We start from the raw sequence: 18,579 nt of genomic DNA, 5'->3' as shown, positions 1-18,579 counted from the left end.
GGTTGGCCGATTTCGATTCAGGATGCGACGAACAAGAAAAACCTGCTGCTCCTGATCCAGCTCCGCTGGGTCGCGGTGGTAGGTCAGATCGCGACCATTCTGGTGGCGCAATTTGCGCTTGGTGTCGAGCTTCCGATTCCGGCCATGGCCTTTGTCGTGCTGTGCCTGGTCGGGCTGAACATCTTTGATCATTTCAGGCTGTGGCTTCAACCGGCGGTCACCAAGACGGAGATTTTCTTCGAACTCCTTCTGGATGTCGGCGCCTTGACCGTACAGCTCTACCTCAGCGGCGGTGCGGCGAACCCTTTCATCTCCCTTTATCTGCTGCAGGTCATCCTGGGGGCTGTTCTGCTCGAGACCTGGGCGACATGGACACTCGTTGCCGTCACCTCGGCCTGCTTCGTGTTCCTGACGGCCGTCAATGTCGAGCTTGCCGTCCCGCATCAGCATGAGATGAACTTCCTGAACCTGCACATCCAGGGGATGTTCATCTGTTTCGTCCTGGCCGCCATTCTGCTGGTCTTCTTCGTCACCCGCATCAACCGCAATCTCGTTGCCCGTGACACCGGCCTCGCAGCGCTCCGCCAGCAGTCGGCGGAAGAGGAACTCGTGGTCAGGATGGGGCTCCTCGCCTCCGGCGCGGCGCACGAACTGGGCACGCCGCTGACGACCGTGTCGGTGATCCTGAACGACTGGCAGAGGATGCCCGAGCTGCAGGCCAACCCGGAGATCTGCGAGGATATCGAGGAGATGCAGGGCCAGGTTCTGCGATGCAAGGAGATCCTGTCCAAGATCCTCGCTTCTTCGGGGGAGGCGAGGGGCGAGAGCGCCGCACCAACGACGGTGGTTCGCTTTTTCGATGGCATGGTGGCCGAATGGCAGGCGAATAGGATGCCGCCGGCAGTGAGCTACGCCAACGAGTTCGCCCCCGATCACGCCATCGCCTCGGACATCGTGCTGAAGCAGAGCCTCGTCAACGTGTTGGACAACGCAGCGGACGCCTCGCCGCACTGGGTCGGAATTACGGTTCGGCGGGACCAGGACGACATGGTCCTGATCGTCGACGATCGCGGCCCCGGCTTTCCCGAGGTGATGCTCGCGGTCGTTGGCAAGCCCTATCAGACGACGAAGACAGGGCCGGGTTCGGGGCTGGGGTTGTTTCTTCTGGCAAATGTGGTCCGCAAGCTGGGTGGCAGCGTCGCCGCGCGTAACCGAGCCGAAGGCGGTGCGAGTGTCATGGTCAGGTTGCCGATCGCGAGGCTGTCGGTGGAGCCGATCCGTGTCGGCTAGTCCGTATCTGCTGATCGTGGACGACGACGCGTCTTTCGTGCGGGCGATGCGCCGATCATTCGAGCGGCGCGGCTACGAGGTCGCGGTCTGCGGTCTCGTGAGCGCGGTGCCCGGGCTGTTGCAGGCCGTGTCCCCCCAGTTCGCCATCGTCGACCTGAAGCTGGGCGGAGAGTCCGGCCTGAACTGCGTGCGGCTCCTGAAAGAGCACGATCAGCTGATGCGTATCGTCGTCCTCACCGGTTTCGCAAGCATCGCGACGGCCGTCGAGGCGATCAAGCTCGGCGCCTGCCACTATCTCGCCAAGCCCGCAAACGCCGACGATATCGAGGCAGCCTTCGGCAAGACAGCCGGAGATGTCTCCGTGCCGCTTACCACGCGCAGGACGACGCTCAAGACTCTGGAGTGGGAGCGAATCCACGAGATGCTCGTGGAAACGGAATTCAATGTCTCCGAGACAGCGCGGCGCCTCGGAATGCACCGCCGCACCCTCGCGCGAAAGCTGGCGAAGCGGCAGGTCGTGTAGGGGCGCGTGAGATCCCGTCAACGCCCGAGGCCGGCACTGTCCTCCTCGTTCAGGGTCACCAACAGGGCGAGCACCAAGGCGATGAGCCCCACGCCGATCGCCAGCGGCGAGAAGGAAAGGCCGATCTGGTCGATCATGATGACGAGCAGAGCGGCGAGATTGGCCAACCCGAGGGGTGTCGCGATGACGCGGTACAGGTCGTCGAGCAGCAGGGCTAAGTAGTCCAGCACGATCGATCCGACGACCAGCGCCAGCACGGCAGGACCGTGCAGAAGCCGGGCGAGTTCGACAAACGGCGCGCTGATCGCCCGCAGCACGGGCGTCGCCGCGGAAATCGCCGCGTGGCCGATTTCCCGGGCGACGAAGCGAGGCAGGCCATCCGGTCGCGTGAGCCAACGGCCCACGCGATCGGCCAGGAAGGGCAGGAGTGCAATCGCGAGTCCCGCGACACATCCCGCTTGCAGGCCACGGAGTCCGGCAAGCAAGCTGCCCAGGGCAGCCGCCAGCAGGGCCATGCCGGCCAGAACGATTATCGAAGGAAAGATGGTCTGGCGCTCTTCCTTCATCGTGCCCTCCCGAGATCAGTGACCGGAGTGCATGGCGCCCATGCCCTCGACGGCGAGTTCGACATCGATCGAACCAGCCTTCTCGAACACCAGCGTTACCGGCACGTGCGTATCCTGCTTGAGGGGAGCTTTGAGTCCCATCAGCATCAGGTGGAATCCGCCCGGCGCCAGGGTCACGGTTGCTCCAGGCGCAATCTCGAGCCCGTGTTCGACCTCGCGCATCCGCATAACGTTGCCATCCATCTTCATTTCATGGATCTGCACCGTTTCGGCGGCCGGGCTACGGGCGGCGACGAGACGATCGGGCGTGGTTCCGGTGTTGGTGATGGTCAGGAAACCGCCGCCAGCGGGCGCGGTCGGAGCGGTCGCGCGAGACCATGGATGCCCGATGGTCAAAGCGCCGAGCTTGTAGTCGTGGGCGAGGGCTAGGCCCGGAAGCAGAGCCATAAGGACGGCGATCGCTGTCAGACGTAGAAAACGCATGTTGTCACCTCGTGGGTTGGGTAGGGATCAGGGCCGTGAGCTTGGATTGCTCATCCAGCCAGGCGCGGACTTTCGAAAGGTCGGCCACGCCTGGAAGAACATTGATGGTGCCGTTGCGGCCGATCATCACGGTCCGCGGCAACTCGCCGGACCAGGTCGGATCGATCTCGTAACGCAGCCGCTCGTAGAAGCGGTCGGTGAAGCTCCAGCTTTCGGCCGTGCCGAGGCCGGCTCGTCCGAGCGTGTTCTCGACCTGCTCGGGCGGCTGTGGCAACGGATCGGCCGCCAGCAGCACCAGGCGGAGGTCATTGCGTTCTGCCAAAAGCTTGCCCCAGTTCGGCAGCTCGACCAGGCAGGGGCCGCAGGTGAGCCCCCAGAAATGCACGATCGTCGGTTGGCCCGCATGAGCCGCGCGTAGTTTCGCCCAACTGCCACGCACGAACGGCAAGGGCTCGTTGGCATGCGCCGGGCCCGGCAAAACGAGGCCCATCAGCAGCGCGATCAGAACTGTCCGTCTCATGGCGCGTCCTCCAGTGGAATGAGGCGATATCCCTCGGTCTTGGTGAGCCAGGAGAGATAGGCTCGATCCTTGTAGGCGATAAGAAGGGGATGGTCGGAGGCGTCATCGGTGTCGGCGATCGAGTGCGCCGAACTCCAGGACCGGCCGCTATCGTGCGAGGCCTGGCCCAGGATGCGGGTCCGGTTGCCGTCGAATTCCTTCCAGACCAGATGGATGGTGTTCCCGATCGCCAGCAGGTAAGGCCGCGCCGGCTGCCGGTCAGGCGCCGAGAGAGCGCGCGGCTCGCTGAAGGCCGACGAGGCATCGTCGGCACGCGCATAGAATACGCCCTGCCGGGCATCGCCTCCGGTGAACCAGGCCGCATGGTAGGAACCGTCGGCAGCGATGGCGAGGCTGGGGCCATGATGGGGACAGGCATCGATGTTCCAATTGTCGACGCTCACCCGCCGTAACGGTCCGGGTGTGACCGCGTCTTTGAAGGTGACGACAGCATGGTCGCGCGTCGTGCCGCCGAAGACGTTGCGAAAGAGCACGGCGGGGCGTCCCGGGCCAGCGAACGCGATGCCCAGTCGGCAGCATTCGCAGGTATTGTCGAAGGCGACGGTGGTGTCACCGAAAGATCTGCCGTCGCTCGACCAGGCGAAGGCCAGGGCGGCACCGGGATAAGGTTTGCCGGCCGCGCGCGCGGCGGCCGCACCGCGCTTGTCGATCCAGGCGGCGAATACCCGACCATCCGGGTCGAGCGCCGTTTGCTGGAAGCGCTGGCTCGAGTTGTCCGCGGTGATGGAGCGGGGCTCGGCAAACGAAGCACCCTTGTCGTCCGAATAGGTGGCAAAGACGCGGCCGTTGAACTGCTTGTCCTTGAAGATGGCGTAGGTGACCACCAGCCTGCCAGAGGGAGTGACGAGGATCTGGGGACGCGAATCCGGCCCCCAATCCATGTTTATCGGCTCGGCTGTTACAGAAACCTGAGGGCCGAAGCTCTTGCCAAAGTCGGCCGACCGGGAGACGAGCACCCGGTCGGCCGTGCCGCGGACCACCCACAATGTCCCATCCGCGGCGAAAGTCGGCGTCGCCGTGAAGGCTTCGCGCGCATCCGCCGCGAAGGCTGTCATCGCCGGCATGTTGTGCTGTTGATGCTGGGCGACAGCGACCCCACCAGACAGAAGGGCGGCAACGCCAAGCAGAAGGGCTCGTCGCATGGTCTTGCCTCCGTGGGGTCCTGTCGTCATCAGAAGCGCGCCCTCAATCCGGCCGAAACAGTAAGCGGCATTCCCATAGCGGGAATCGAGGTGGCGCTGACGGTCGAGCCCTGGAACGAGGTCAAGGTATAGCCCTGCGCCAGGTACTGGGCGTTGGTGAGGTTCTGGATCATGCCGTAGAGCTCGACGGCTTCCTTCAAGCGGTAGGACGCGCCGAGATCGATCAGGGTGGTGCCCTCATTCAACTGGGTATGGCCAGTGTCGTTCCAGTAGGCCGGAAACGACTTCAGGTTGATGTTGAGGGCGAGTTCCGGCAGCGGTCGCCACTCGGCGCCGAGATTCAGCATCCATTGCGGCACCTGTCCGAGCTGAACCCCCGTACGCTCGAGGGTCGGATAGTACGAACTGGTCAGGACGGCATTGGTATACGTGAAGGACGCGGTGAACCTCACGGAATCGACCACCTGCCATCCGCCGATGAGCTCGAAGCCGTTGAAGTTGGCGTTGCCGACGTTGTTGTACTGCCTGACGCTCGTGAAGGACGAGCTGAGGCCCGCTGCGGCTATGTAGGGCGCCGCGCAGGTCGGGTTCGTGTTGCAGATCGTCACGTAGTCGATGAAGTTCTGCATGTTGTTGTTGAAGTAAGTGGCGGAGAAGTTGGCCCGCTTGCCGTTGATCTCGAAGCCGATCTCCTCGCCGGTGTTCGTCATCGGCTGCAGATTGGGGTTTGTCGCCGTATAGCTCGTGCCGCTGGCGAAGCTTCGGTACATCTGGTTCATGCCCGGCTCCGAGAAGTTGCGGTAGATCGCGCCGCGCACCGTCACTTCGTCGGTGACGTAGTACTTGAACCCGACGCGCGGATCGAAGCTGCCGGAACTCGAATTCGGAACGATATTGTTCGTATTCGAGTTTACCGTCAGCACGCTGGCATTCATCGCCTGATAGAAATCGCCGCGCAGGCCGACCGTCACATCGAGCGGAACGACATCGAACTTGAAGGTGCCTTGCGCGAACGCACCCTCCAGCCGGTGCTCGCCTTGCGAGATGAAGGACGTAGGCGCCGCGGAGGAACTCGCGAAGAGGTTGATGTAGTCGGTGATCTGCGTGCGTCGCAGGTCGAAGCCGACCTTGATGTCCTTCACGTGATCGGTGTCGAGCTGGTAGAAGACCGACCCGCCCTCGTTGTTGTTGGGCGCGGTCTCGCGCTGGCTGACATATTGGTTCAGCGCATAGATGTTATTCAGCGAGTAGGATCCGCTGCCGGCATTGATGGTGCTGAACACGCCACCGCCGGCCCAGGCGCTGAAATTGATCGACGACTTGTCGGCGAACTCGTAGGTCCCGCCCATCAGCAGCCGGTATGAGGACCAGCCGTTGTGCGCCAGAGACCAGACGAGGCCATCCTCATAGGCCTGATGGTAGTAGGCTTTGATGAAGAGCTTCAGCCTGTCATTCGGTTCGAGGTAGGTCGACAAGCCGATATTGTTTACTTGGGAAGCCGTCGGAACCAGGTTCGAGTTCTGATATTGTGCCGGCGTCAGGTTGTAGCCGGAACTCTGCTGGTGGCTGTAATTGACGCCTACCTTGAAGCGCGGTCCAGTGACCACCGAACCGTCCACATCGACCCCGGCAGTGTTGTAACTTCCGTAATTAGCGTCGATTCCGCCGCCCGTCCGTGTCGGCTGTTTGGTGATGATATTGATCACGCCGCCCATCGCCATGTTGCCCCACAGGCTGGTCGCGCCGCCGCCTCGAATGACCTCGATGCGGTCGATGGACGCTTTGGAGATGGTGCTCCAGTCGACGGTCCGGAAGTAGGGATCGTTTATGGGCACGCCATCGACCATGACCAGCGTGTTGATGGTGGTGCTGCTGCCGAAGCCGCGAATATTGACGGGTTGCCCGGTCGGATGGAGTTCGCCCGTCGGTATGGTCAGACTCCAGACGCCGGGGATCCGGTTGACGATCTGATCGATGCCGGTTTCCGGCATGGCCTGGATCTCCTTCTGCGTCATCACCGTCGTGCTGACATCGAGCTTTTCGATGTCGGAGCCACGCGCGGCCGTCACCGTTACCGGCGGCAGGTTGATCGGCGACTGCGCATTCGATGGATCGGATGATTGAGAGGGCGCGTTGGTAGCAGGAGCCGTCGATTGCGTATTTTGCGCATGAAGGACGGCCGGCGCGAACGCCAGGCCCGTAAAGGCGGCGATGGTCGCCGCTCGAACTGACAACATGAATTTCTCCCCACACAGACAGACGAACGCCACGCGCGACAGGGCGCGTGGCGGTTTCAAACGTCAGGTGAGGGAAGGAGGACCGCGCGGTCGGCTCGGTCCGTCACGAATGCCGACGGAGCCGGGATGATCAGAAGAAGGTAGGGGTGCCGCCTCGGCAACCACCAATCTTACGGCGACGAAGGTCGTCGGCGGAGGAACGATCGTGACGGCGTGGGCCAGCCCGAGACAGCATTCGTGGCTGTCGACCGCCATCGGAGCGGAATTCTTTTCGCCATCCGGATCAGCCGCCGAGGCATTGCAGAAGACCGTCCACAGACTGGACGGAGCGCCGTCGCGCAGGAGCATGCCATGGGCAAGCGGCTGCAGGAAATTGAGCGTGATCGCAAACAGCGCGACGGCAAGGGCCGACGCGCGCCAACCGGACTGATGGCGACTGCGATCCATGCGCAAACTATGCACCTGCGCCTTGTGTATCGAAAGCGTCAGCTTGTCGCTGAGCCTATGACGATTTCTCAGACCGCGGTCCAGCCGCCGTCGACCACCAGTTCTGCACCGGTCACGTAGGACGATTCGTCCGAGGCGAGGAACAGGATGGCGTAGGCGACCTCGTCGACCTCCCCGGCCCGTCCCAATGGCACGCCCTTGAGGGTCTTGGCGCGCATTTCCGGATCGGCCGTGCGCCCGGAGGTCCGCATCGGGGGCATCAGGCCGGGATGCACCGAATTGACGCGGATGCGGTCCTTTCCATGCTGGGCGGCGCCGGCCTTGGTGATGAGCCGCACGGCGCCTTTCGAGGCGTTGTAGCCGACATGGATATAGCCTTGGCCGGTGATGCCGGAGATCGACGATAGGTTGATCACGGAGCCGCCGCGCCCCGTCTTCTTCATCGCGGCGATTCCGTACTTCATGCCGAGGAAGACGCCGGTGGCATTGACCCCCATCAGCCGGTTCCAGGCTGCCGTATCGTAGAGGTCCTGCTCCGCGGAGCCACTGATGCCGGCGTTGTTCACGAGGACATCGAGGCCGCCCGCACCGGCTTCGACAGCGTCGATGGCTGCCTTCCACTGCGACTCGTTCGTGACATCGAGGGGCAGGAACGTCGCCTTGCCACCGTCCCGCCGGATCTCCTCGACGATGCCCGTGCCCTCCTTCTCTAGCAGATCGGCGACGAACACCTCCTTTGTTCCTTCCCGGGCAAAGAGCCGCGCCGTAGCGGCGCCCATGCCGCTGGCGCCCCCGCTGATCAGAGCGACCTTGTCCTTCAGGCGCATTCGTTCCTCCCTAGGCGAGCTTCAGTCCGATGATGCCGGCAACGACGAGGCCGATGGAGACAATGCGCAGCGCCGATGCCGAATCACCGAAGGCGAGGATGCCGATTATGAACGCACCGAAGGCGCCGATCCCGGTCCAAACGGCATAGGCGGTCCCCATCGGAATCGTCCGCTGTGCCCATAAAAGGAGCGCGCCGCTGGCAGCCATGGCGATCACGGCAAAGGCAATCCAGGCGGGACGTGGGCCAGCATCCGTCCAGCCGAGCTTCAATCCCACCGGCCAGCCGATCTCGCAAATGCCTGCCAAAAGAAGAGCGATCCACGCCATGCAATTTCTCCCCATCGAATGTGACTGGCGTTGACGATGTCCGCTTGGACGGTTCAGATTGAGCATTGCACGCATCTTGCAAGATAGCGAGAGCGTGGTCTGGGAAGGCTGAAGGATGGGGTGTTCAATGAACGAAGGTGAACTGCGGCGTTTGCTTGCCGAGGTGAAGGCGGGTGGGCTGTCGCGCCGCGTCTTCCTGCGCAGGATGGCGGCGGTGGGTCTGACGGCGCCGATGGCCACGCAGCTGCTGGCCTATTCCGGGGTCGCGATGGCGCAAAGCGCTTCGACCTACAAGCCGACCAAGCGCGGCGGCGGCGGTCTATTGAAAATCCTCTGGTGGCAGGGACCGACGCTTCTCAATCCGCATTTCGCCGTTGGCACGAAGGATCAGGACGGCAGCCGTATCTTCTACGAGCCGCTGGCAGGGTGGGACCCGGAGGGCAATCTCCAGCCGGTATTGGCGGCGGAAATCCCGAGTCGGGAAAACGGTGGCTTGGCCGCGGATGGCAAATCGGTCGTCTGGAAGCTCAAGCAAGGCGTGACCTGGCACGACGGTAAGCCATTCACCGCCGACGACGTCGTCTTCAACTGGCAGTACGCGACCGATCCCGCAACTGCCGCCGTCACGATCGGCTCGTACAAGGACGTCAAGGTCGAGAAGGTCGACGACTATACGGTCAAGCTGTTGTTCGACAAGCCGACGCCGTTCTGGGCCAATGCGTTCGTAGGCGCTCAGGGAATGATCATTCCCAAGCATCTGTTCGAACCCTATATCGGCGCCAAGTCCCGCGAGGCGCCGACCAATCTCAAGCCCGTCGGCACCGGTCCTTACAAGTTCAAGGACTTCAAGCCGGGCGATACGGTCTCGGGCGAGATCAATCCCAACTATCACATGCCGAACCGGCCCTATTTCGACGCGATCGAGATGAAGGGCGGAGGCGATGCCGTTTCCGCTGCCCGCGCCGTTCTGCAGACCGGTGAGTATGATTTCGCGTGGAATCTCCAGGTCGAGGATGAGGTCCTGAGCCGGCTGGAGAAGACCGGCAAGGGCAAGGTGGTGATCGCCGAGAGCGGCAATATCGAGCATATCCAGCTCAATTCGTGCGATCCCTGGACGGAGGTCGATGGCGAGCGCGCCAGCCTCAAGACGAAGCATCCGATCCTGTCCGATCCGGCGGTTCGCCAGGCGCTTGCCCTGCTCGTGGACAAGGGCTCGGTCGAGAAGTTCATCTACGGACGGACGGGCCCGGCCACGCCGAATTTCGTGAACAATCCCAAACGCTTCCGCTCGAGCAACATCAAGGATGAGTTCAACGTCGACAAGGCGGCTGAGCTGCTCGAGAAGGCCGGCTGGAAGAAGGGCGGCGACGGCATTCGCGAAAAGGATGGCAAGAAGCTGAAGTTTGTATTTCAGACGTCCATCAATCAGCCGCGCCAGAAGACGCAGGCCATCGTCAAGCAGGCCTGCCAGAAGGCCGGCATCGATATCGAGCTCAAGGCTGTCACGGCGTCCGTCTTCTTCTCCTCCGACGTTGCCAATCCCGATACCTATCCGCATTTCTATTGCGATCTGCAGATGTACACGACGACCCAGGGGCAGCCCGATCCAGGGTTGTTCATGAACCAGTTCTGCTCCTGGGAAGCGGCCACCAAGGCCAATAAGTGGCAAGGCCGCAACATCACGCGCTGGCAAAACGAGGAGTACGACAAGGTCTATCGCGAATCAGAGAACGAACTGGATCCCGTGAAGCGGGCGGCGCTCCTGATAAGGACGAACGATCTCGTGGTCAGCAATCAGGTAGTGATTCCAGTCGTGATGAGACCGGTCGTGGTGGCCCGGGCGAACAAGCTGCAAGCCTCCGTCAGCGGCTGGGACAACAATACGTGGGACCTGCAGAATTGGTTCAAAGAAGCCTGAGCTACCCGATCATGGTGGGCTGTAGCCGCGGGAATAGGGCATGTCCCGGCAGTATCTGATTCGTCGTCTGTTGATCGCGATCCCGAGCTTGCTCGGGATCAGCGTGGTGCTGTTCTGCGTCTTGGCGCTGGCCCCGGGCGACCCGTTTGGCGAACTGGTGACCAACCCCGCGATCCCGCCCGAGGTCGCGGCGGCGCTGCGGGCGAAGTTCGGTCTCGATGATCCGGTGTGGACGCGGTACGTCCATTGGCTGATGGCCATGTTGCAGGGTGACTGGGGCTTCTCCTTCGTCAGCCGCATGAACGTGGACAAGCTGATCCTGCAGCGGTTGCCGACGACCCTGGTTGTCATCGGCGCCGCGCAACTCCTCGCCATCGTCGTGGCGCTGCCGGTCGGCGTGCTGGCGGCAACCCGCCCTTATTCGGTTTTCGATCAGGTCGCCAATACGCTGGCGTTCATCGGCTTCTCGCTGCCGACCTTCTTCACGGGCTTGCTGTTGATCCTTGTGTTCAGCATCAAGCTGGATTGGCTGCCCTTCGTCTTTCGCGATGATATCAACGCCACCGGCCTGCAGTGGCTGTGGGAGCAGGTGAAGCAGTCCATCATGCCGGTCACGGTGCTTGGCCTGTTTCAGGGCGCATCGCTGGTGCGGTTCGTGCGGTCGGCCGTGCTCGACGTGGTGCGGCTCGACTATGTCACCACGGCGCGCTCCAAGGGGATCGGCGAAGGCAAGGTGGTGGTGAAGCACGTGGTGCGCACGGCGCTCATTCCGGTCGTGACCTTGGTGGCGCTACAGATGCCGATCGTGTTCGGCGGCGCCATCGTTACCGAGCAGATCTTTCGAATTCCAGGTATCGGATCGCTGCTGATTTCGTCGATCCTGGCCAACGATACCCCCGTGGTGATGGGGGTGACCTTCGTCTTCGCCTGCCTCGTCGTTCTCTTCAACCTCATTGCCGACGTCCTTTATGCCTGGCTCGACCCCCGCATCGCTTTCCGCTGAACTGCCGACGAGACCGGCAACGGCCGCTCCGGCCAAGACGCCGCGCTTCTCGCCGGGTCTCGAGGCGTGGCGGCGCTTCCGTCGCCACAAGCTCGCCGTCGCCAGCGCCGTCATTCTCCTGGTCATGATCGTGGCGATCGCGTTCGGGCCACTCGTGTGGCGCGTGCCCATCAACGAGATCGACTTCACCGCCAAGCTCGAAGGGCCGACGCTCGCCCATCCTTTCGGCACCGACGATCTCGGGCAGGATGTGTTGGCGCGATTGCTCTACGGCGGACGGATCTCGATGGCCGTGGGGCTGTGCGCCATGCTAGTGGCGGCCCTGGTCGGCGTCCTGGTAGGGGCCGTTGCCGGCATGTCGCGCGGCACGGTCGATGCGATCCTGATGTGGCTCGCGGATCTGTTCCTGTCGCTGCCTCAGCTGCCGTTGCTCCTGCTGGTCATCTATCTGTTCCGCGATGCGCTCAAGGCCGTGTTCGGACCCGAAGGCGGCATCTTCATCATGATCGTCATCGTGATCGGGGGACTGCGCTGGATGCCGGTGGCACGCCTGGTGCGAGCCCAGATTCTGTCGCTGCGGGAGAAGGAATTCGTCGAGGCGGCCCGAGCCTTGGGGGCCTCCAAGATGCGCCAGGTAGTGCGCCACATCCTGCCGAATGCGCTGGGACCGGTGATCGTCGCCGGAACGATCGATGTTGCCGCCGCGATCATTTCTGAATCCACCCTGTCGTTCCTGGGGCTCGGCTTCCCACCCGATGTTCCGACCTGGGGCCGCGTCCTGTTCGATGCCAAGGACTATCTCGACATTGCGCCGCACTGGGCGATGTTTCCGGGCGCCGCAATCTTTCTTGCCGTCCTTTCCATCAATTTTATCGGTGACGGCCTGCGCGATGCGCTCGATCCCCGCCGCGTGCTGTAGGTTTTGCGATGTCGGAAGCCCTTCTCGATATTCGTGACCTGAAGACCTGGTTCGCCACGGACGGTGGCGTCGTGCGAGCGGTCGATGGTGTGGATCTTCGGATCGAGCGCGGCGAGACGGTTGGTGTGGTTGGCGAATCCGGCTGCGGCAAGACCGTCACGGCGCGTTCGGTGTTGAAGCTGATCGACATGCCGCCCGGGCGCTTCGCCGGCGGGCAGATCCTGTGGCAGGGGCGCGACCTGATCCCGCTGCCGGCGACGGAGATGGACAAGATCCGCTCCAAGGAGATCGCCATCGTCTTCCAGGAGCCGATGACATCGCTGAACCCGGTGTACACGGTGGGAGACCAGATCGCCGAGGTACTGCGCGAGCATGAGAATCTCTCGCGCCGTCAGGCGATCGAGCGCGCGGTGGAGATGCTGGCGCTCGTGCACATCCCCAATCCGAAGAAGCGGGTGCACGATTATCCGCACCAGTTTTCGGGCGGCATGCGCCAGCGCGTGATGATCGCCATGGCCCTGTCCTGCCGGCCCAAGCTCCTGATCGCCGACGAGCCGACCACCGCGCTCGACGTCACCATCCAGGCGCAGATTCTCGAGCTGATGCAGGAGATGAAGGACAAGTTCGGCATGGCGATCATGCTGATCACCCACGCCATGGGCGTCGTGGCAGAGACGTGCCAGCGGGTCGTTGTCATGTATGCCGGCAAGGTGGTGGAAGAAGCGCCGGTGGAAGCGCTGTTCGGCAATCCGCGCCACCCCTATACGCAAGGGCTGATCCGCTCGATTCCGCGCGTCGATCGCGCCGCGGCGCACAAGGAGCGTCTGGAAGCGATTCCGGGGACTGTGCCGAGTCTCCTCGATCCCCCGCCGGGCTGTCGCTTCGCCCAGCGCTGCAAGTCGGCGCGGGACATCTGCACGCAGGGCATTCCCCCTCTCAAGGAGGTCACTCCCGGCCACTTCGTGCGGTGCGTGCTGTGAGCGCGGATACTCTCCTTTCGGTCAACAAGCTCCGCAAGCACTTCGCCGTCAAAGGGGGCGTCTTTTCGCGTGAAGTCGAGCGGGTGCATGCCGTCGACGGTGTCAGTTTCGATATCGGCAAGGGCGAGACGCTCGGCCTGGTCGGCGAATCGGGTTGCGGCAAGTCCACGACCGGCCGCTGCATCCTGCGGCTGATCGAGCCCAGCTCGGGCGAGGTCCTGTTCCAGGGCAAGGATGTCACCCGGCTCGGCCACGATGCATTGCGGGCGCTGCGGCGCGATATGCAGATCATCTTCCAGGATCCGTTTGCCTCGCTCAATCCGCGGCTGACCGTCGGAGCGATCATCGGCGAGGCCCTGCAGATCCATAAGCTCACCCGGTCGCGGCGCGAGCTCGAGGAGCGGGTGGTGGAGCTGCTGGAGACGGTTGGTCTGCGAGCCGACCACATGCGCCGTTTCCCGCATGAGTTCTCCGGCGGACAGAGACAGCGCATCGGTATCGCGCGCGCCCTCGCGGTCGAGCCGAAGCTCGTCATATGCGACGAGCCAGTCTCCGCGCTCGATGTGTCGATTCAGGCCCAAGTGGTCAATCTCCTGGAGGACCTGCAGGAGAAATTCGGGCTCACCTATCTCTTCATCGCGCACGATCTCAGCGTGGTGGAGCACATTTCCGACCGTGTCGCCGTGATGTATCTCGGCCGCGTAGTGGAGATCGCTCCGTCACGCGACCTCTACGACACGCCACTGCACCCCTATACCGAGGCGCTGCTATCGGCGGTGCCAATCCCCGACCCGACCGTGAAGCGCAAGCGCATCATGCTGCAGGGTGATGTCCCCAATCCCATTCATCCGCCCTCGGGCTGTCACTTCCATACGCGTTGCCCGATCGCTCGGCCTGACTGCTCGCAGCGCGATCCCGAGCTGCGACAAAGCCAGCCAGGCCATTGGGTCGCCTGCCACTATCGCGGTTAGGGACGTCGAGCTGAAACCGATCGGATGGATGTCGGGCGAAGCTCGTCCGCGGTTCAGATCTTCGGCGTGTACTGGCTCAGATCGTTGATGCCGATCTTCTTCTCGATCTGCTCGATCTTCTTGGCCGCCTTTTCGAAACCGTCACCGCCGAACTTGGCATTCTCTTCCTGTTCGAACGTCTCACCCAGGGCGTCGAACTGATTGGGCGTCACGAGGTGACGCAGGGTGGGGAACAGATCGGTGTCTTCGCGGGCGGCATGCGGACGGTACAGGACGATCGATGCCTGCATCGCCTCGATCATCGCCTTGCGTTGATCGCTGTTGTTCGGCGCCGTCGGGGCGAGTTGCAGGATGCGGTCCGTCAGTTTGCGGCCCGCCGCGTGCTGCGTCAGCAGCACATCGACAAGCTGCACCATCCGACCGGCCTTCTTGAAGATCGGGAAAAGGTGATCTTCTTCGAGCTTCTCATGGTAGTTGTGAATGAAGTCACGCATCGTCTCGGCGGTCTGGACGAAGACGATCGACTCCATGTCTTCGCCCTGTCCCAACCGTCGCGCGCCCGCTTCGTAGATCAGCAGGATCCGGCGCAGCACGCCATGCTCGCGCATCAGATCCTCGGTCGGCGTCACCGGAGCTTCGGCCTCGGCCTTCGTGCCCTTGCCCTGGGGGCGCTCGTCGGCCATGGCGAGAGGGGCCAGAGCAAGAGGACCGGGAACCAGGCCGCAAACGGCAGCCGCGCCGATCAACGATCGGCGGCCTAAAACGATACTCTTGCTCATGCTCGCTCCTTCGCCGGATGTCGCGACGGCGCTAGCAGACAAACGCGGACCTCGGTGGAGGGTTGCGAGGTCTGGCGGGCACTCCTTGCCAGCAGGAACCGACACGACCTCTGCGGATGTCCCTCCGCAGGATGGTGCCCCCGGCCGGACTCGAACCGGCACGATCCTTACGGATCAAGGGATTTTAAGGACCGTTGCCGTGGTGCCCCCGGCCGGACTCGAACCGGCACAGATCGTTGAAATCTCTGAGGTTTTAAGCCTCATGCGTCTACCATTTCCGCCACGGGGGCTAGGCGTTTGGTGCCTTTCGGGCACCGTCTCGGGCACCGTTTTACCGGCCCTTATTGTCCTCCAGGTACTTGTCCAGCTTGCTCGCCACGTTGTTACTCAGGATGCCGGCGAGGTGGGCGTAGCGCCACGTCTGCTTGGGCGTTGTATGGCCCGCCCAGTCCATCACCTCCGGCATCGTGTTCCCAGCGATGAATAGGCGAGTAAGGCAGGTGTGACGAAGGGAGTAGGGTACGAAGTCGGGATGATTGACCTTTAGCGTGAGGTTCATCCGTTGCCAGATATCGTAGATGTAATACTTATTGAGAGGGGTGCCGTGGAATAGCGTCTTGTCTTCCGGGACATAACGCTTGCGCCTCTCTATGATAGCTTTTGAGCGCTCCGTGAGGGAGATGAACCGCCCCTTGGTCGTCTTGGTTCTGCGATCAGCACGGAATATCGACACGTTAGGGGCCAACTCCAACACGCGTCCTCGAATGACTAGTTGGCGGCCCGTAACGTCAACATGGGGGTAGACGTGCAAGGTCTCAGAGTAGACACGCATTCCCGTATCGATGCAGAGCGTAAACCAGTCGAGCATTTCGGGGGAGCCGGCCCGGGCAGTGTCAGGGCAGAACCGGCCTAACCATTCAGCGCACCTTGCTTCAATCTCAGGAGAGAGGATGTATTCGCGGCCTTCAGCTTCGGGCTTCCGTCCGTACTGAGGCTTGTTCTCACCCTGTATCTTTCCCTGCTCGATAGCCAGTTTGAGCGCCTTACTTACCAGTGACGCCTTGCGGTTGATCGTACCACCCGAGTTCCCCCGGGCTAAACACGCAGCCTCCAAAGCCCTGTAGCCCTCTGCTCCTAACAGCTCGACGGCCGGATAGTTGGCCCCGAGATCAGCCACAAGGATTTTCATGTTCTTAAGCATCGTGTCCGCGCTAGGCATCTTCGCCCAGTGCTCCGTGTAGGCCCAATCAAGCAAGTCCTTCAGTCCCCATTCCGTGCTTTCCTCTTCGGATGGCATCGGAGGAAGCGGCTTGCCGACAAGGTGATTAGCCTTGGCTTGATATTCCCATGCCTTCGCGGCGGCCTCGGTGCGGAACCCTGAGGGGCGAAGGCGTTTACCGTCTAAGGTAACGTCAGCCTGAAAGCCGGAGTGACGAGGCTTAGCCATGGTGTGTGTCTCCCCGCGTTTTACTTGCCACCAAGGAGCTGGGCCATGTCCATCGCGACACGGCGACCCTTGGCGGTTAGACGGACGAGATGCCCTCGTGCGTCTTCGGCATCATCGTAGAGTTGCACTAAACCGAGTGGTGAGCCCCACCGCAGCGCGCGAGCCGCATCACCGTCGAGTTTCCCGAGCATTGTTGAAATGAACGTGCGGGTTCCGTTCGGATGGGTTTCTGTGAAGTCTCGCACAAGGTCCTTTTGAGGGACCGCCCCGGGATACGAAGCGATAGCGAGGAAGACTTCAATCGTGCCCAAACTCGCTTTCGGGTCCTCTTCCCGGAACCGCTGAATAGCGTGGCTCATGCGCACCAGTAGGTTCATCTGCGGGGGAACGTTCGGCACTGCCCTCAAATCGGGCTTGTCCTTGTCGGCCATAATCTGTCTCCCAAGTTATCTCTAGTCTACCCAACTGGAGCGAACCAATATCATAACGAAACTTAGAGATCACTAGCGAGCCGTACAGCCATTCACAGTGAAGATGAAACCCCAGGATATTAATGCGAAATATGTTTAACACCGTTCTCTCCGATAGTTTTTTAGTTTTCCCCAAGTCTTCATTCCCATTGCAACCGTATACAATCCCTCCCCACCACTGCAAGATAATCCGTGATCTATTACCAAATTTAATTACGCATACCTAAACTACCAGTAGGGGAATGCCCAAACCGCCCGCAATCAATGAGCGACAGAGGCATTCCCCGCTAAGTCATCCGGTCAAAAGCCGCCTTTAGGCACACATCGGGGCGCGAGGTATTCACCCCCGAGGGAGAAACCGAAGTACATCGCCTCTTGTTCCTGGGCTATCCGCAGGCGGTTCCGGCGGTCCCATTCGATGTATCGGGAGACGATGGAAGCATCGCCGGAGGTGGCCGCCGAGGTGAAAGCGTAGGTATCGACCTTGATAGGTGTTGCGATGGTCATGGTGGAATGTCCGGGTGCTAGTGGGTGATGATGCACGGGTGGCTATCGATCACCGTAAAGGTGATGGACGACGCACCAAGCCCGAGACTGGTGAGCAGCGGCCGGACAACCGCCCGGATGCTTTCGACGGATGAGAAATCGGCGGCGGGAATGTCACCGATGAGAGACGGCCCAGAGGCCGCCGCGAGGATCACCGGAACACGGCCCGGCTTGGTGAAGGCCCGGACAATCTCGGGGATAGTCGTTTGGGTTACTGGGGCGGTCATGGCTTAAGGCTCTCCATATCTGGTCCGATGGTGATGGTTAGGAGCTTGCGGTCGCGGAGGGCCGTGAGCAGGGTGTGGTGATCCTTGAGGAGATGTTCGAGAGCATCCGCCGGGACCTTGACCGTGGTGGACGACGCGCGCTTCCCGTGGTGCGTGGCCCACAGTCCGGATAGCTCAGTATCCGTTGTGAGGAGGGGCGAGGTGGTCACGGCTTTTCCTCCGTCACGCTTCCCGGGATCAGTTCAAAGAACCCCTTGGGAAGATCGAAGGTAGGGGGAGGGATCAGAGGAGCGAGGTAGCGGTCAAACGTGGGAACGGGCTTGGCGTCCATTTCACGGCGGACCTTATCCATCAGGGAAGCGGTAGCCGCGTCCACTTCTTTGGCGGGAGCTTCAGCGTTGTCGTCATCCTCCCGGTTCCAGCCGTAGAGTTCGCCCTCACACACAACGTTGTGGGCCAACACAGGGACACCAAATCTCCCTTGGTCAAAGCTGCCACGACTGCGGTCCGCGTACAGGAAGACCGCGCGGCATCGGGGCTCGGTGTCATACTGCTTTCCGGACCTGTAAGTGGCGTCAATCTTCCCCGTGATGTACCGAATGGTGTTCCCCGTTGCGATCAAGTCATCAAGGATCACGTAGTCCTGAAGTTCGCCATAGCCCGAGATGCACCCGGCATGGCTCTGCTCGCCTTCCTTGCGAACGACGCATACAGGTAGCCCAAGCTTGTAGCTGACGGGCCACGCGACGGCCTGCCCGGAGACGCCCGAGCAAACAATGTGTGTGATGCTTTCCTTGTTCGCCGCGATCCATGAGGCGATGTGCTCGGCGGTGTCGTCCACCACGCGGCGGAGGAAATCCGGTCGGACCCCCTGTGATAATCCTGTGCGAGCTTCA

General features: G+C 62.0%; 21 protein-coding genes and 1 tRNA gene. 7 read left to right on the top strand and 15 right to left on the bottom strand.

Translation table 11 applies throughout. The annotated features are described in order from the left end of the window. The first annotated feature begins 75 nt into the window (after positions 1-75). Together B5D62_RS20090 and B5D62_RS20085 are read left to right on the top strand one after the other, a co-directional pair. Positions 76-1,290 carry an ATP-binding protein gene (locus B5D62_RS20090; protein ID WP_231714878.1) on the top strand — a complete coding sequence of 405 codons (1,215 nt, stop codon included), beginning with the start codon at positions 76-78 and terminating at the stop codon, positions 1,288-1,290. Further along, on the top strand, positions 1,280-1,813 hold the full coding sequence (locus B5D62_RS20085; protein ID WP_269435111.1) for a response regulator transcription factor: 534 nt from the start codon (positions 1,280-1,282) through the stop codon (positions 1,811-1,813). The genes B5D62_RS20090 and B5D62_RS20085 overlap by 11 nt, the downstream gene beginning before the upstream one ends. 17 nt (positions 1,814-1,830) lie before the next feature. On the opposite strand, the gene B5D62_RS20080 is transcribed toward B5D62_RS20085, so the two are convergent. The 8 genes from B5D62_RS20080 to B5D62_RS20045 form a co-directional block, all read right to left on the bottom strand. Beyond that, the gene (locus B5D62_RS20080; RefSeq protein ID WP_085935710.1) at positions 1,831-2,379 is read right to left on the bottom strand and encodes a hypothetical protein; all 549 of its coding nucleotides are present in this window, start codon (positions 2,377-2,379) and stop codon (positions 1,831-1,833) included. Positions 2,380-2,394: 15 nt separating this feature from the next. Continuing rightward, on the bottom strand, positions 2,395-2,862 hold the full coding sequence (locus B5D62_RS20075; RefSeq protein WP_085935709.1) for a copper chaperone PCu(A)C: 468 nt from the start codon (positions 2,860-2,862) through the stop codon (positions 2,395-2,397). A gap of 4 nt (positions 2,863-2,866) precedes the next feature. After that, entirely contained in the window at positions 2,867-3,382 is a 516-nt protein-coding gene (locus tag B5D62_RS20070; protein ID WP_085935708.1) for a TlpA family protein disulfide reductase, read from the bottom strand. Continuing rightward, entirely contained in the window at positions 3,379-4,584 is a 1,206-nt protein-coding gene (locus tag B5D62_RS20065; protein ID WP_085935707.1) for a sialidase family protein, read from the bottom strand. The genes B5D62_RS20070 and B5D62_RS20065 overlap by 4 nt, the downstream gene beginning before the upstream one ends. A 29-nt stretch (positions 4,585-4,613) precedes the next feature. Continuing rightward, complete coding sequence (locus B5D62_RS20060; protein WP_085935706.1) at positions 4,614-6,821, bottom strand: TonB-dependent receptor; 2,208 nt, start codon at positions 6,819-6,821, stop codon at positions 4,614-4,616. A 63-nt stretch (positions 6,822-6,884) separates the two neighbouring features. Beyond that, a complete protein-coding gene (locus B5D62_RS20055; RefSeq protein ID WP_085935705.1) occupies positions 6,885-7,268 on the bottom strand; it encodes a DUF2946 family protein in 384 nt (127 codons plus the stop codon). A gap of 68 nt (positions 7,269-7,336) precedes the next feature. Then, positions 7,337-8,095 (bottom strand): SDR family oxidoreductase, encoded by a 759-nt coding sequence (locus B5D62_RS20050; RefSeq protein ID WP_085935704.1) that lies wholly within the window; start codon positions 8,093-8,095, stop codon positions 7,337-7,339. A gap of 10 nt (positions 8,096-8,105) precedes the next feature. Then, positions 8,106-8,423: a DMT family transporter gene (locus tag B5D62_RS20045; RefSeq protein ID WP_085935703.1), complete on the bottom strand. Its 318-nt coding sequence runs from the start codon at positions 8,421-8,423 to the stop codon at positions 8,106-8,108. Positions 8,424-8,550: 127 nt separating this feature from the next. Here B5D62_RS20045 and B5D62_RS20040 point away from each other — a divergent pair, with 127 nt between their 5' ends. Genes B5D62_RS20040 through B5D62_RS20020 form a run of 5 tightly spaced genes read left to right on the top strand, consistent with a single transcriptional unit; the run spans position 8,551 to position 14,214 of the window. Further along, positions 8,551-10,341 (top strand): peptide ABC transporter substrate-binding protein, encoded by a 1,791-nt coding sequence (locus B5D62_RS20040; protein WP_085935702.1) that lies wholly within the window; start codon positions 8,551-8,553, stop codon positions 10,339-10,341. 40 nt (positions 10,342-10,381) lie between these two features. Continuing rightward, on the top strand, positions 10,382-11,344 hold the full coding sequence (locus B5D62_RS20035; protein ID WP_085935701.1) for an ABC transporter permease: 963 nt from the start codon (positions 10,382-10,384) through the stop codon (positions 11,342-11,344). Beyond that, positions 11,310-12,263, top strand: a complete 954-nt coding sequence (locus tag B5D62_RS20030) for an ABC transporter permease (RefSeq protein WP_085935700.1) — start codon at positions 11,310-11,312, stop codon at positions 12,261-12,263. Before B5D62_RS20035 ends, B5D62_RS20030 begins: the two co-directional genes overlap by 35 nt. Positions 12,264-12,271: 8 nt before the next feature. Then, positions 12,272-13,243, top strand: coding sequence for an ABC transporter ATP-binding protein (locus B5D62_RS20025; RefSeq protein WP_085935699.1), 972 nt, complete (start codon positions 12,272-12,274; stop codon positions 13,241-13,243). After that, a complete protein-coding gene (locus B5D62_RS20020) occupies positions 13,240-14,214 on the top strand; it encodes an ABC transporter ATP-binding protein (RefSeq protein ID WP_170921036.1) in 975 nt (324 codons plus the stop codon). Before B5D62_RS20025 ends, B5D62_RS20020 begins: the two co-directional genes overlap by 4 nt. Before the next feature lie 53 nt (positions 14,215-14,267). Here the strand turns inward: B5D62_RS20020 and B5D62_RS20015 are convergent, their stop codons facing one another. The 7 genes from B5D62_RS20015 to B5D62_RS19980 all read right to left on the bottom strand — a co-directional run bounded on the left by B5D62_RS20015 (position 14,268) and on the right by B5D62_RS19980 (position 18,527). Continuing rightward, on the bottom strand, positions 14,268-14,993 hold the full coding sequence (locus tag B5D62_RS20015; RefSeq protein ID WP_085935697.1) for a hemerythrin domain-containing protein: 726 nt from the start codon (positions 14,991-14,993) through the stop codon (positions 14,268-14,270). A gap of 200 nt (positions 14,994-15,193) precedes the next feature. Further along, positions 15,194-15,283 (bottom strand) — tRNA-Leu (locus B5D62_RS20010). 41 nt (positions 15,284-15,324) lie between these two features. After that, the gene (locus B5D62_RS20005; RefSeq protein ID WP_085935696.1) at positions 15,325-16,440 is read right to left on the bottom strand and encodes a tyrosine-type recombinase/integrase; all 1,116 of its coding nucleotides are present in this window, start codon (positions 16,438-16,440) and stop codon (positions 15,325-15,327) included. Between the two features lie 20 nt (positions 16,441-16,460). After that, positions 16,461-16,871, bottom strand: a complete 411-nt coding sequence (locus tag B5D62_RS20000; protein ID WP_085935695.1) for a hypothetical protein — start codon at positions 16,869-16,871, stop codon at positions 16,461-16,463. Between the two features lie 339 nt (positions 16,872-17,210). After that, positions 17,211-17,417: a hypothetical protein gene (locus B5D62_RS19995; RefSeq protein ID WP_085935694.1), complete on the bottom strand. Its 207-nt coding sequence runs from the start codon at positions 17,415-17,417 to the stop codon at positions 17,211-17,213. Positions 17,418-17,434: 17 nt separating this feature from the next. Beyond that, complete coding sequence (locus B5D62_RS19990; protein ID WP_085935693.1) at positions 17,435-17,683, bottom strand: hypothetical protein; 249 nt, start codon at positions 17,681-17,683, stop codon at positions 17,435-17,437. Between the two features lie 205 nt (positions 17,684-17,888). Further along, positions 17,889-18,527 (bottom strand): phosphoribosyltransferase, encoded by a 639-nt coding sequence (locus tag B5D62_RS19980; RefSeq protein ID WP_085935691.1) that lies wholly within the window; start codon positions 18,525-18,527, stop codon positions 17,889-17,891. Positions 18,528-18,579 lie beyond the last annotated feature (52 nt).

It is taken from the genome of Enhydrobacter aerosaccus, from assembly GCF_900167455.1.
Taxonomy (GTDB): Bacteria; Pseudomonadota; Alphaproteobacteria; order Reyranellales; family Reyranellaceae; genus Reyranella; species Reyranella aerosaccus.
Note: the sequence above shows the minus strand (reverse complement) of the source record. Positions and strands in the feature narration are given on the sequence as shown.